A 12,092-nucleotide genomic window follows, 5' to 3' on the forward strand; every position below is an offset into this window, starting at 1 on the left:
GGGCCTCCTTGTCGAGAGTGTGAATGTCAGTCGATCAACCAGCTGCTATCACCGTTTTCCAATTTTCCATCGTGATCGGTGGTATCGCCGACACGGGCTACTGGCTGTCCATTGATGGCCATCGAGGGCGAGCCGCTGGTGATGACGGCGCCGCATCCAAGGGTGTCGCCGACACGGGCGACGGCGCGGCCGTTGACGGTCATGTTGCGTGTACCGCTGTCAACGGTGGTGGGGCCACACAAAGGGCAATCGTGTTCGTGTCCGACCAGAACGACGGCTGGCATAGAACCTCCTGGAAATTATCGAGTCAGTGAACGTTCCGCCGCCTGTGCGGCGGAGCGTGCCGGTTGGCGATTAAGCCGGCTTGCGCCAGTCATCCGAGGCTTCGGTGCCGGCCACCACATGGGTCCAGCTGACCTTGCGATACGCCAGGCTGGTCTTGATCAGTTGGGTGTAGTTTTCGTTGTCACCGTTTTGTGCGTGGGGCAGGACGGTGTGGATGTCGACGACAGTGGCGTCTTCCAGCTTGGTGGTGAAGAAGTGCTCCTGCTTGCCGTCGCCCGAGGTGCGGAACCACTTCACTTCAACGGTGGGCAGCATTTCGCCGGTGGCCAGGGCCTGATAGAGCATCGGAGAGGCTTTGTTCAAGGCGCTGGTGAATGTCAGCGGCTTGTGCACCCGTTGCCCGGACGGTTGGCCACTCTGTGGGTCGGTGGGCGTACCGATTGCGTGGTCGATTTCCTGGGCGAGGATTTCGTCTTCGTGGCCTTCCACATAAACGTTGCCCACTGAGTCGGCGGTGAATGCGCCCTTGGTGATATGACCCTGGGTTTTGCCGTAGATGCTGATGTACGCGGGTGTTGGCATGACAAGCTCCTTGTCGCGATCAAGTGAACGGCCCCTGGGGGCCGCGGGTTATGGCCGACACGGCCATGGCTTTGCAGGCGCTCGGGATGAGCGCGCTGAAAATCGGTTACAGGTGCAGCACCCGCTCCAGGGACTCCAGCACTTGCTGGGTGATGGCGTTCAGGCGGATCGAGTAGATCGTGTAGGCGACCGTCAGCACGACGGCGGCCATGGCCCACGGCGTCCACAACGGCCAGGCGCGTTGGATCCGGTAGTTGCGCGGCGCGACGTTTTTCAGCGGATCGGTCAGGCGCTTGGGCGTCTCGCCGCGTAAGGGGCGCAACAGGCCGTGCAGTTGGGTGATGATCTTCTGTATTTCGTCATCGCCCTTGGTATGGGCACCGTATTTGCCCTTGAGGCCGGAGATCAGGCACTGGTACATGAACTCCAGCACATGCTGATACCTGGCAGCTTCCGGGATCATGTTGTTCATCACGGTGAAGAATCTTTCGCCGCCCTGGGTTTCTCCGTGGAACTGGCTGAGCAACGAGCGTGCGCTCCAACTGGAGAGCCTGCCCCAGGTGGTGCTCATGACCACTTCGTCGAGCAACAAACACAGGCTGTAGGAGTAGGCCTTGAGCATGCCGGCGTCGTAGTCGAGCTGGCTGACTTCTTCCATGATCGTGGTGATCTGGTTGCTGACGCTCAGGTACAGCGCAGGTACGTCACCGTGCTGGTCCAGGCGGCGTAGACGAATGACCAGGCCGATCAGCGGCGTGGCGGCATCGCACAGCGGGTTCCAGGCCAGGCCGCGCATGTCGAATTCAGGGTCGGCCAAGTGTGTTTGGCCGCTGGCAGTGATCGTTTCACCGTCAAAGTCGATGGCGCCGGAGATCTCCTCGTGACGCCATGAATCGGCTGTCGTTTTAATCATCTTTTTCACTCCTGATCGCCCAGAACTGCAATTCCAGCTTCGGGAATTCACCGGCAATATGGAAACCAAACCCGCTGCCACTGCTCAGGCTTTGCCAGGCAGGGTGATGGCGGTCGAGTTCGAAGTAGCTGAAGCCGGCATGGAACGGCAGGTGTCGCGGCGCCACCGGCAGCGGCCGCAGGGGAATACCCGGCAGTTGCAGGCTGACCAGTTGCTCCAGGCCTTCGGTGGAGGTGATCTTGATCTGCTTGGGCAGTTGTTGACGCAGGGTTTCCGCCGGCAGTTCGGCGCGCACGGCGAGGATGAATTCGGCGTTGTCCAACAGGCGCTTGTCGTTCAATGCGGCGCTGCGTACGCCGTACAGTTGGTCGACGATAGGCAGCGACACCGCACGCGGTTGCAGCACCGTGCCCAAGGCGCGGCGCAGGGTGTGTTCCAGCATCTGGAACGACTCGCGCAGGTTGTCGTGCTGGTAGGCCGGGTATTCCTGAGGCAGGTGGTCTTCGTCGGTAAAGGTCACCAGTTCGCCGCAGGCCTGGGCCAGGGCGATGTACAGCCGCTCTGGGTGGACCTGACGCTGGCGCGCCAGGTGCTGGAACAGCGGGAACAAGCGGTTGAGGGTTTGCAGCAGGTTGAAGTCGGTGACGTCAGCCACCCCCGACTGCCCCGGGGAACCGATTCGCTGGGCCAGGTTCTTGGCGCGTTCGCGCATCAACCCGGCCACTTCGCCCAGGTAGCGGTGCAGCGCCGGCACTGCTTGCAGAGACAGGCTGGTGGGGTAGAAGTGCTCGTCCATCACCAGGCTGCCGTCAGGGCGTTTGTCTTTGATTCTGCCCAGGGCGATGCCGGTGAAAGCACTGCGGTCGCTGCGTTCGAGCATCAGTTGCAGGTTGGGCACGGCCAGGTCCATGCCGACCTGATCGCCGTCATCGCTGTGGGTATCGCGGATTTCTTCACGGCGGGCGATGTAGCGGCTGTTGCCGTACTGGTCGGGCCAGCGTACTTCGAGGGCGCCGTTGGAGCGCAGCGGCAGGGCCAGGTAGACGATCTGGCCGACCGCGCTGCTGTCGGCGATTTCCAGCGGGGCGGGCGGCGCCAGGTCGTGGGGGATATCGAAGACGCTGCCGTCGGGCATGATTCCGCGCGCCTGGGTAATGGCCACCTTGCCGAAGCTCAGGTATTCGCTGTTCAGCGTCAGTTCGCTGAAGCCATAGAGCGCGTCGTTGAGGCTGTGCAGGCGCTGATGCACGGCGGCTTCGGCGGCGCGGGCCTGTTGCTGGAAGTGCTGGGGCTTGACGAACAAACCTTCATGCCAGATGACGGGGTTGCGTGAACTCATCGGTGGTTACTCTGGGCAAAAGCGGCTGAAAAGGGCGTCATCGGGTTTCTCCCTTGAGGCTGACCTGGGCAGCGTCCAGCTGCACCAGCACTGCGTATTGCCGGCCCTTGGGCTCGACGCGCAGACGCTGTTTCCACTGGCCGACATCGCTGCTGTGGTAGTGGGCGATCACCGCGATGAAACGGGTGTCTTCATCAAGCGCGCGCAGGTCGATGAACTTGAATTGGCCTGGGTTGAGCAGGTAGTCGTCGGCGCGGATGTAGGTGCTGCCCAGGGTCTTTTTCAGGTCGTCGGCCAGGGCCTGAGGGCTGGCGTTGACCAGCAGCGAGTCGTCGGTCAGTTGCAACACCTTGAAGGCGATCGGCGTGGCGACGTGCTGCATGGCCGGGTTGCCCCACGGGGTGGTCAGGCTGACCCCCTGAGCGTCGTAGTCACCCAGCAGCGCGTCTTCGATGGGCGACATCGGCACGACGGGCGCTGGCTCCAAACTCAGTGGCGACTGGGCCGGCACGCTTTCGTAAAGGTGGCTGAGCAGCGTTTGTACTTTATCCGTCAGGGCCTGCGGGCTGGCGGCCTGCACGTTGAGGGTGTAGGGCGAGCGGCTCGCGTCCTCATCCGGTGCCGTGCCGGTGCTGATCAGGCGCGGGTTGACGTGGTCGCTGGCGTACAGGCTCAGGGAGTAGCGACTGGGCTGATCGTCGGGGCCGCCGACCGGAATCGATGGGGTCCAGATCACCTGGCCGATCTTGCCGAGCATGGTGCAGCCGCCCAGGGCCAGGCAGGCCAGCAACAAGGTGCCCAGGCGCAGGGTGCTGAACAGGCTGACGGTGCGCTTGGGTGCAGGCGCGCAAATATCAGCCAGCGGTTTTGGTGGCGGTGCTTCATGCATCGCTCGCAGCGGGTCGCCTTGCTCTGCCAAATCCACGGGCCGGCAAAGGCGCTCGAATTCCGGGCAAGTGGCAGGTCGCCTATCCGCCGGTGGCCTACTCGGCGCATCTTCCTGGTGCCACACGTGCATGCCTTGAGGGTGGTCGCCGAGCAGTTCATCCAGCGAACGTTGCCCTGGGGCGTGCTCGCCCAATTGCACCGCGACCTGGTACGCACCAATCTGCAGCCGATCACCGTCGTTGAGGCTTATCGCCACATGCCGCTCAAGCGGCAGGTCGTGACCGTTGACGTAGGTTCTACCACTGCGGTCGATCACACAGAATCGCCCTTCGATGACGCGGATGTCGCAGTGGTTGGGCCGCACGCTGTTGTGGCGGTCTTCCAGGCGCCAGTCCACTGCGGCACTGCCGATGCTTCCGCCCTGTGAGCCAAATTGATGAGCGGGCAGATAGCCGTGCAGCAACTGCGCGGGATTGCTGATTACCAGACTCAGCTTCATACGCGCCCCCGAATCCGCACCACGGCGGGATGGCGTTGCTGTTGATGCTCGATAAAACTGGTCCAGCCCAGGTGGGTGCCGCTGGCGCGTTGCAGGTTGAACGGTGGTACGTCTTCTTCGCGCAGCCCCAGTTCCAGGTCGTAGGCGGTGGCATCGCGCAGCAGAAAATCCATCAACTGGCGCAATCGCCCGAACTGATCGCCGCTGGGCAAGAACTGACGAAAGCGCGCTTGAGTCAAGTTAGGAATCACCAGGGTGAACTTGCTGGCGCGGGTCTTGCTGCGATCACCCACCACAAAGTTACTGCCCAGGGTGCCGTTGCCCTTGCCCAACGCCAGGCGCTGGCGTTGCGGCAAACTCACTGAGCGAGCCTCGAACTCACGGATATGTACGCCGTGCAGGTCGAAGCAATGCGCGACGATGCCGGACACCACCGAGGGGGAGCGGCTGCGGTTGGCGATCAAGCCGGCAAAGCTCAGCAGGCGGCCCCACGGCAGCGGCGTCGTACCGCGAAGGTCGTTGTCGTTCAGCCCGACCATGGAGAATACGTAACGCGAAAAACGGTCGTTCGCCTCGGCCTGGAAGCGAATGTAGTAGCGGTACTTGCGCCAACTGGTGTGCAGCAGGGTCAGCAAGCGATGGTTGAAGAAGTCCATGAACGCCGGACGAATGCCGCGCTCTTGAGATTGTTCGTAAGCCAGGCGGTCCAGGTAATAACCGGGCAAAGGCGAGTCGGTACCGTGCAGGCCAAAGAAGCTGGTCTGCAAGCGGTATCGCACTTCGTCGCCCCCATCTTCTACGCGGCCAGCCAACACCACGTCGGAGGCCGGAAAGCCCAGCCCCGCATGGCTTTGCAGGCGCACGCGACGGCGCGCCGCCGCACTCAGGGGCCGCGCTTCCAGGTCATCGCCATGCAAGGCGTGCAAATGCTCCAGCAAACGGTGAAACGAATAGTTTCGCGCGTCAGCCAGCAGCCGGTCGGCTAGATCACGGGTTGTCTGCCGGTCAACAGTGGCCATTCATAACACTCGTTGTTGGTGGTATTGATCACTTCCAGACGGTGGAAGGAATTGATGCTGGCGTAGAGGGCGAAGAAGTGTGAAAGCACGCTACCGAACAGGTACAACTCGCCCTCGCAGAGAAAAGCGTTCTGGTCCAGTTGCAAACGGGTCTGCACGCCACGCACCGGCTGGCCCTTCATCAGCCAGTCGATGGGGGTGGTCACGGCATCCTTGATGCCGTTGAGGCGCTTGCGTGTGGCGCGGGCCTGTTGCAGGTCGTGCAGGGCGGCAAAGTCATAGGCGCGGATCACCGCTTTGAGCGGCTCGGCCGACAGTAACGACAGGTAGTTCAGCGACAGGTTGGAAATCAGCGTCCAGTGCAGGCTGGCATCCAGCACCGGCCGGTAGGAACGGGTTGGCGCAATCAGATTGGTATAGGTGGCAAACGACGGTGTGGCTTCGGTGGACAGCGACACATCACCCACCCCCAGCAACTGCGGCAGGTCGCGGTTGGTGCAGGTCAGCTCAATCGAGGCTGCTTCACGTTCGCCGATGTACAGGCTTTCATCGCCGCGCACGAAAGCGATGCGATGACGCAAACCCTCACGGCCGTGGGATTGCTCGATATGGGTGCGGAAATACAGCGCGGTACGGCCCCGGGCATGTTCGATTTCATGCTGGAACGATTCGAACGGGGTAAATCGTCGCAACGGCTCACCCTTGCGCTCCTTGTCGGCGGCATCCCACCCGGCCACCCGGTCGACACTGAAAATCTCAAAGGCATCGTGGCGGTTGCCACTGGGGCTGATACGGCGTTCCTGGCTGCGTCCATCCAGTGTGATGGGCTCGGCATCGTGGCGGAACAGATTGACCGCCGGCGCGCAGAACAGGTGAAGGTCTGATGTGCGCAAATGCGTATTGACCGGCATCGGCCGGGAAAACTGAAATTCGAAGCGAATCTGTCCAGTGCTGACGGCCGGCCAGACCTTGGCAAGTCGGGTCAGACTGAAAAAGTGGAACCGCTGGGGGAACACAAAGTATTCCTGCAGGATCCGGTAGCCATCGAACACGTTGCGCGGGTAGGGCAGCAGTGCTTCTTCGGCGGTGAAACCTGGGAAGCCCAACTCGCTGGGGTTCAGACGATAAGGGGTGTTGTTGACGTACAGCGTGACGCTTTTGAGGTAATGGGCCAGCCACAGGTACAGGGTCAGTGCGGTGGCATTGTCGCCGCCGAGGTGAAAATCCAACTGATCGCATTCAAGGCTGTCGAGCGGTTGCTGGGTCAACACGTTGAGGTCGATGCGCAGCGTCGAGGTTTCGCGGCTGTGGGCATCGCTGACTTGCGCCAAAGCCAACGGGTACAGGTTGACGTCGGTGCAGGTGCGAAACTCGCAGGAGATGCCGTCCACGGGTTTGGCAAACAGCCGTGTCCCTTTGGGAATCACCTTGCGTTGACTGATCGCATTGGGCCGTGGCTCGAACCGGATGATGGTCGCGCTGGGTAAGGGCCGCAGGTAGTTGGGCCAGAGCATTTGCAGCAGCGGATGGGTCAGCTCCGGCAAATCGTCGTCGATCTTCATGCCGAGCTTGGCCGTGAGGAAGGCAAAGCCTTCCAGCAATCGCTCCACGTCCGGGTCGCCGGCCTCGTCGCCGAGAAACTGCGCCAACTGTGGATTGTCCTCGGCAAACTCGCGACCGAGTTCGCGCAGGTAGCGCAACTCCTCGGCAAAGCGTTGTTTCAAGTCCATCGCATCCTCATCTCACGCGGGTGTAGCCGTCGCGGCCGTGCATGGCCACCTCGATCTGCACCTGTTCTTCCTTGTGGTTGACCCGCACCTGGCAATCCAGGCGAAAGTTCAGCTCCAGCGGCAGGTCCGGGTCGGGCTGATAACGCACGCCCGTGACCTTGATGCGCGGTTCAAACGCCTCCACCGAGCGCCGGATATCAGCGCTGATGGCCACCACCAGATCACTGCTGGCCTGGGTAACCCCATTGAAATCGCGCAGGCCCAGTTCAGGGCTGCTTTGCGAGCAGCCCTGGCGTGAGTTGAGCACCTGTTCCAGGTGGCGTTTGATCGCTTCGACACGCTGGCGCGCTTGTTCATCCGCGCTGCCTGGGCGGTAGCGCGGTGCGTCGGGTTCCAGGCGCTCGAACAGGCTCCCGGCCCCCACTTACTGGGTGTCCAGCCGGCCGACCAGTGAGATCTCGAAGTTGGCGCCCATGTACTTGAAGTGCGGACGCACAGCCAACGACACCTGGTACCAGCCCGGATCGCCCGCCACGTCCTGTACAACGATTTGCGCGGCGCGCAAGGGGCGACGGCTGCGCACATCGGACGACGGGTTTTCCTGATCGGCGATGTACTGTTTGAGCCAGGTGTTCAACTCACGTTCCAGGTCCTGGCGCTCCTTCCAACTGCCGATCTGCTCGCGTTGCAGCACCTTGATGTAGTGGGCCAGTCGATTGACGATAAACAGGTACGGCAACTGGGTGCCGAGCTTGTAGTTGGTCTGGGCTTCCTGGCCCTCGCGGGTCTTGGGGAAGTTCTTGGGTTTCTGTATTGAATTGGCAGAGAAGAACGCAGCGTTGTCGCTGTCCTTGCGCATGGTCAGGGGAATGAAACCGGCTTCGGCCAGCTCGAATTCCTTGCGATCGGAAATCAGCACTTCGGTGGGAATCTTCGCCTGTAATTGGCCGAGGGATTCGTACAGGTGCACCGGCAAGTCATCCACCGCGCCGCCGGATTGCGGGCCGATGATGTTCGGGCACCAGCGGTAGCGGGCGAAGCTGTCGGTGATGCGCGAGGCCATCAGGAACGCGGTGTTGCCCCACAAGTAATTGTCGTGGTTACCGTCGACGGTTTCGTTATAGCCGAAACTGCGAATCGGGTTCTCCAAACCATCGTACGGCGAACGCAGCAGGAAGCGCGGCAGCGTCGCGGCGATGTATTTGGAGTCTTCCATCTCACGCAGGCTGCGCCATTTGGTATGGCCGGGCCCTTCAAAAATGTCGCTGACTTCCTTGACCGACGGCAGGTCCTGATAGCTCTTGAGGTTGAAGAACTCAGGACCGGCCGCCATCACGAAAGGGGCATGGGCCATGGCGCCCACGGAGGCGACGTAGCTCAGCAGCTTCATGTCCGGGGATGACGGGCCGAAGGTGTAGTTGCCAATCATCGCCGCGATCGGCTCGCCACCGAACTGTCCGTAACCGCAGGTGTAGGCGTGCTTGTACAGGCCGCTGCGGGTGATATCGCCGGCGTTGTCGAAGTCGTCCAGCAGCTCTTCTTTGGTGACATGCAGCATTTCCAGTTTGATGTTCTCGCGAAAATCCGTGCGATCCACCAGCAGCTTGAGCCCACGCCAGGCTGACTCCAGTTGCTGGAACTGCGGCTGATGCAGGATCACGTCCATCTGCTTGCTCAGGGCGCGGTCGATTTCGGCAATCATCTGGTCGACCCGGTGCTTGTTGACCGGCTGCTGATGGTCGCCGCTTTGCAGGATCTCGCTGATGAACGCGGCCACGCCTTGTCGGGCCACGGCATAGCCTTCCTGGGAGGGGCGAATGGTGGTGTTGGCCAGCAGTTGGTCGAGCAACGACAGTGGTTCGTCAGTCACCAATACTTGGGCGGCGGCGCTTTCCGTAGGCATGGGGAGTACTCCGTTGAGAAGGGTGTTCAAATCAGTGGTGGGGCGCGTCGATCACCAGATTCAGCTCGCTGGCCAGGCGTTGGCGGGCGGTTTCATCGGTCAGCAGACTCTGCAGGTGTTTGCGAAACGCCGGGACGTTGCCCATGGGGCCTTTGAGTGCAACCAGGGCTTCGCGCAGTTCCAGCAACTTGTTCAATTCGGGTACTTGGCGGGCGACGGCGTCGGGGCCGAAGTCGTTGATGCTTTTGAATTGAAGTTGCACATTCAATTCGGTGTCATGGTCGTTGTTCAGAACGGACGGAACGGCTATATCCAGAGTAACTTCGGCCTTGGTCAGTACTTCATTGAAAGTGTCTTTGTCTATTCGAACGGATTGCCGATCTTCAAGGGCGGTTAGTTCGCCGTGGCCTTTGAAGTCACCCGTGATCAGTAACTTCAGAGGTAATTCAACTTCAGCCTGTTGATCGCCGGTGGCCGGGACGTACTTGATGTTGACGCGTTCTTTTGGCGCGACAGAGCCCTGAGTTTTAGACATGGGAATAATCCTTTCCGTAAGGTCGGTGTATTAGAACCGGCTATTGAAAGATTTGTCATGTAGGACGGTGTGGACACGATTCGTAGGGCTTTGGTGTGGGAAGTAGTATTGCTTCCATATTTTCCTACGTTGGCTGTAGAAATATCTGATAGATACCTCTCTCTATTCTGTTTTAGTGGTGTGATATTCGTCTTTTACTTGCCTTGCTGGTGATCTCGGGTGATGCTCTTGAAGTTAATCGTTGAACTCGCAGATAAAAAGCGTTAGTTCGAAAAGTTAAGAAAGATGTCCGGTTTGGATTTCGACGAGGCATATCAGGAGATGTTGATGCGCGACGGATGGCGAGGGTGGAAATGGGGACTTTGTCTAACGGTGGTGGCTGTAATAGATGCGCAGGCGACGACACAAGATTGCCCTTCCATCGTCTCCCCCTTGAAGCGCCTGGAGTGTTTTGATTTGGCCGCTGGTACGCCCATCCATCACGCACCGGCGGCACCACGCGCCGTTGGCCGGGTACTGCCGATTGTCGATCTGGTACAGCGCAATGAAGCCAGGCGTCCACCCGAAGATCAGCGTTTTCTGTTGTCGTCGTTTCCGGAGCCGGACAACGACCAGCAGCAACGGTTGGTGATCTCCGCCCCGGCCTTGGGCGCGTTGCCACCCCGGCCTTACCTGGCCATCAGCTGCGAATCGAATATTTCCCGCCTGCAACTGGTGCTGGATGAACCGGCCAAGCCCAACAGGATTCGCATCCAGCTGCTCAAGGATGAGCGCCCGGTCTCCGAGGCCTATCAGTGGCAGGTGCTGGACGATGCCGGTCTGGTGGTCGACGCCGGCCGCGGCCTGCAGGCCATCTCGTTGTTGCGCAACATGGGCGGCGGCCAGCGCCTGCGACTGGAGAGCGACTATCCCCGGCTGCACGGCCTGGTATTCGACGCTGAAGGGCTGGGTGAGTTGATCAAGCAGGAGCGCCAGGTATGTCGCTGGTAATCGACGTGCCGGCGGACACCGTCAAGCTGCTGCTGACACCCATCGAGCCCGAGCAACCCACCGGGCATTTCGATGTGGAGGACGAAACCTACCAGGCCATCGACCAGGAAATGGTCAAGCTCGGCGGCTTGCGCGAGAGTGATATCGACTGGCCGTATATCGACGAAGCGTCCCGCCAATATCTGGTGACCCAGTGCAAGCACTGGCGCATCGTCGCCCATCTGCAAGTGGTGTGGCTGCGTACCCGGCAATGGGCGCGTTGGGCCGATGCCCTGGGCTTGTTGGCCGGCATGGTTGAACTGTATTGGGACAGTGCCTACCCCAAGCCCGGCCCCACCGGCTACCTGAACAAACGCAAGCAGGTGCAGCGTCTGTTGAGCGACCTGGGGCAGGTATTGCCGACCCTGGAGCGCAGCAGTTTTGAACCGGCCTATCAAGCCGCGGCGGAACTGGCTCTGGCCAACCTGCAACGCTGCGCCGAAAGCGCCAGGCTCGACCCCGCGCCGCTGGATGCGTTGCAACGCCAGTTGAACAAATACAGCGAGCCGGCCGCTGCCACTGAGCCCACCCGTGCGACCACCTCCGACAGCGTTCTGGATTCAGCGTTTTTTAACAGTCCCAAACCGCAAGCACCGAGCAATGAGCGCGAACAACGCCGCGCCGTGTTGAACATGGCCGAGCAGATCAACCAGCAAGACCCCTACGACCCCACCGGCTACCAATTGCGCCGCTTCGGCCTGTGGTCGCATCTGCGCGCCGCGCCTTCAATCGTCCGAGACCGCCGCACCGAACTGACCGCCGTGCCCAAGGACATCGTCGAAGGCTATCAGGACGCGCTGAACCATAACGCCCTGGACCCGAACCTGTTGCTGCGTATCGAAAAAAGCGTCTGCGCCTCACCGTACTGGCTGCGCGGCAGCTACCTGGCCGCCCACGTCGCCTCGCGCCTGGCAATGGAGGAAGTGGCCGCCGCCATCCGTCAGACCTGCGAGCGTTTCGTCTGCCGTTTGCCGGCGTTGCTGGAGTTGTGTTTCAGCGACGGCACGCCGTTCGTGGATGCACAAACCCATGCCTGGATCACCGGTGCCGACCAGGCGCAAACCACAGGCAGCCCGGTGCAGGAATACGCCGGCTTGCGCGACGAACTGGCCGCCCAACTCAACATTGAGGGCGTTGAACGGGTGCTGCTGCGCCTGCAGGAACTGCACGCCGCCCATGACGCCCCACGCCAGCGCAGCTACGCCACGGTGATCGCCGCCGACCTGCTGACATCCCGTGGTTTGTCATGGCTGGCGGATGACCTGTACGCCAACGTTGCGCGGCTGATGCGCGAGACCACGGCGCAGGGTTGGGAGCCGGCGTTGTATCAGAGGGTAGCGACTGTTATCAGTGAAAGTAAGGATTAGTCA

12 protein-coding genes are annotated in these 12,092 nt (G+C 61.1%); 2 read left to right on the top strand and 10 right to left on the bottom strand.

Going from position 1 to position 12,092, the window contains the following annotated elements; genetic code table 11:
* Window positions 1–26 precede the first annotated feature (26 nt).
* The 10 genes from BSF44_RS28265 to tssB all read right to left on the bottom strand — a co-directional run bounded on the left by BSF44_RS28265 (window position 27) and on the right by tssB (window position 9,693).
* A complete protein-coding gene (locus BSF44_RS28265; protein ID WP_095946296.1) occupies window positions 27–284 on the bottom strand; it encodes a PAAR domain-containing protein in 258 nt (85 codons plus the stop codon).
* Window positions 285–354: 70 nt separating this feature from the next.
* The gene (locus tag BSF44_RS28270; RefSeq protein ID WP_095946297.1) at window positions 355–867 is read right to left on the bottom strand and encodes an Hcp family type VI secretion system effector; all 513 of its coding nucleotides are present in this window, start codon (window positions 865–867) and stop codon (window positions 355–357) included.
* A gap of 106 nt (window positions 868–973) precedes the next feature.
* A complete protein-coding gene (gene icmH / locus BSF44_RS28275; protein ID WP_095946298.1) occupies window positions 974–1,780 on the bottom strand; it encodes a type IVB secretion system protein IcmH/DotU in 807 nt (268 codons plus the stop codon).
* Window positions 1,773–3,119 (bottom strand): type VI secretion system baseplate subunit TssK, encoded by a 1,347-nt coding sequence (tssK, locus tag BSF44_RS28280; protein ID WP_095946299.1) that lies wholly within the window; start codon window positions 3,117–3,119, stop codon window positions 1,773–1,775. Before tssK ends, icmH begins: the two co-directional genes overlap by 8 nt.
* Window positions 3,120–3,156: 37 nt before the next feature.
* Entirely contained in the window at window positions 3,157–4,506 is a 1,350-nt protein-coding gene (gene tssJ, locus BSF44_RS28285) for a type VI secretion system lipoprotein TssJ (RefSeq protein WP_095946300.1), read from the bottom strand.
* Window positions 4,503–5,525, bottom strand: a complete 1,023-nt coding sequence (gene tssG / locus BSF44_RS28290; protein ID WP_095946301.1) for a type VI secretion system baseplate subunit TssG — start codon at window positions 5,523–5,525, stop codon at window positions 4,503–4,505. Before tssG ends, tssJ begins: the two co-directional genes overlap by 4 nt.
* The gene (gene tssF / locus BSF44_RS28295) at window positions 5,489–7,255 is read right to left on the bottom strand and encodes a type VI secretion system baseplate subunit TssF (protein ID WP_095946302.1); all 1,767 of its coding nucleotides are present in this window, start codon (window positions 7,253–7,255) and stop codon (window positions 5,489–5,491) included. Before tssF ends, tssG begins: the two co-directional genes overlap by 37 nt.
* A gap of 7 nt (window positions 7,256–7,262) precedes the next feature.
* On the bottom strand, window positions 7,263–7,679 hold the full coding sequence (gene tssE / locus BSF44_RS28300; RefSeq protein WP_095946303.1) for a type VI secretion system baseplate subunit TssE: 417 nt from the start codon (window positions 7,677–7,679) through the stop codon (window positions 7,263–7,265).
* Window positions 7,680–9,158, bottom strand: coding sequence for a type VI secretion system contractile sheath large subunit (gene tssC / locus BSF44_RS28305; RefSeq protein WP_095946304.1), 1,479 nt, complete (start codon window positions 9,156–9,158; stop codon window positions 7,680–7,682).
* 31 nt (window positions 9,159–9,189) lie between these two features.
* Entirely contained in the window at window positions 9,190–9,693 is a 504-nt protein-coding gene (gene tssB, locus BSF44_RS28310; RefSeq protein ID WP_095946305.1) for a type VI secretion system contractile sheath small subunit, read from the bottom strand.
* A gap of 456 nt (window positions 9,694–10,149) precedes the next feature.
* Between tssB and BSF44_RS28315 the strand changes: the two genes are divergently transcribed.
* Entirely contained in the window at window positions 10,150–10,683 is a 534-nt protein-coding gene (locus tag BSF44_RS28315) for a type VI secretion system-associated protein TagO (RefSeq protein WP_256589174.1), read from the top strand.
* Window positions 10,671–12,089, top strand: a complete 1,419-nt coding sequence (gene tssA, locus BSF44_RS28320) for a type VI secretion system protein TssA (protein ID WP_095946306.1) — start codon at window positions 10,671–10,673, stop codon at window positions 12,087–12,089. Before BSF44_RS28315 ends, tssA begins: the two co-directional genes overlap by 13 nt.
* Window positions 12,090–12,092 lie beyond the last annotated feature (3 nt).

The organism is Pseudomonas sp. ACN8 (assembly GCF_002303925.1).
Lineage (GTDB): Bacteria > Pseudomonadota > Gammaproteobacteria > Pseudomonadales > Pseudomonadaceae > Aquipseudomonas.